Genomic DNA, 817 nt, shown 5'->3' with positions numbered 1-817 from the left:
GCGGTGTTGGGGTGCCGGATGGCGGCGTTGGCCTGAGTGTCATCGACGATCTTCTTGTCCGAAGGCAGGAAGTTGTGTTCCAACCGAGTGCGGTTGGCGTGGCTTCTATAGTCTTTGCTGGCGTTTTTCCAGCCGCCTTTGCCATTGGCTATTTCTGCGTCTTCCCCGGCTGTTTTATCCAGAGGGTTATGCCTGGCTTGACCACTGTCGATATGACCTTTGTCAACGGGCGGGTATGCCGGTGTGAAGGGGACGGAACTCTTGATTGAAGTCATGGCTGCACCTCTTTGGTAGCGAATGAATTGACCCGCCAGGACCTGGCCCTGGCTGGGTGTTTCGCAGGTTAGCGCGCGGTTTGGGGATGCTCAACGAGGCCCATTCGGAATGAATGTAACGGAATGAAATCGCTGCGGGGTCGAGGGTGCCGAGAGAGGGATTGGCTGTAGGCAGAGTCTCGCAGAGCGTTTGCAGCGCTACGGCCTGGCGTCGGAAAGTGCCGATAAATCCAGGTTTTTTACCTGTTGCAACGCATTTGTTCGCGGTGCAGCTTTTGGCGGCGTCACGCTTGGAAACATAAACATGATCGCGCTTGCGACGGTGTGCTCTTAGAGAGTCATTGTCATTTCATGCCACGCCATCCCGCCGTGATCCGACGGCGAAGGTTGTACGTAGGTGTAGCCCATGCGGCGGTACAGCGGCACATGCTGTTCCTTGCACATCAGGTGGATCGTCTGCTTGCCCATTATCCTCATGTGTTGCACGAACGCCGTCATCAGCTTTTTTGCATAGCCTTTGCCTTGATGGGACGGGTCGACCA

At 55.9% G+C, this 817-nt stretch carries 2 protein-coding genes; both read right to left on the bottom strand.

All coding sequences use genetic code 11. The features are described 5' to 3' along the window. Nucleotides 1-275 (bottom strand): hypothetical protein (locus GIW04_RS31065; protein WP_236479654.1); only part of this gene is annotated, 275 nt, incomplete at its 3' end. A gap of 330 nt (nucleotides 276-605) precedes the next feature. Further along, a partial coding sequence (locus GIW04_RS31060) for a GNAT family N-acetyltransferase (protein WP_236479653.1) occupies nucleotides 606-817 on the bottom strand: 212 nt, incomplete at its 5' end.

It is taken from the genome of Pseudomonas sp. PA-4-8C (assembly GCF_021606625.1).
Taxonomy (GTDB): domain Bacteria; phylum Pseudomonadota; class Gammaproteobacteria; order Pseudomonadales; family Pseudomonadaceae; genus Aquipseudomonas; species Aquipseudomonas lactis.
This window is presented reverse-complemented; position numbering and strand designations above follow the sequence as displayed.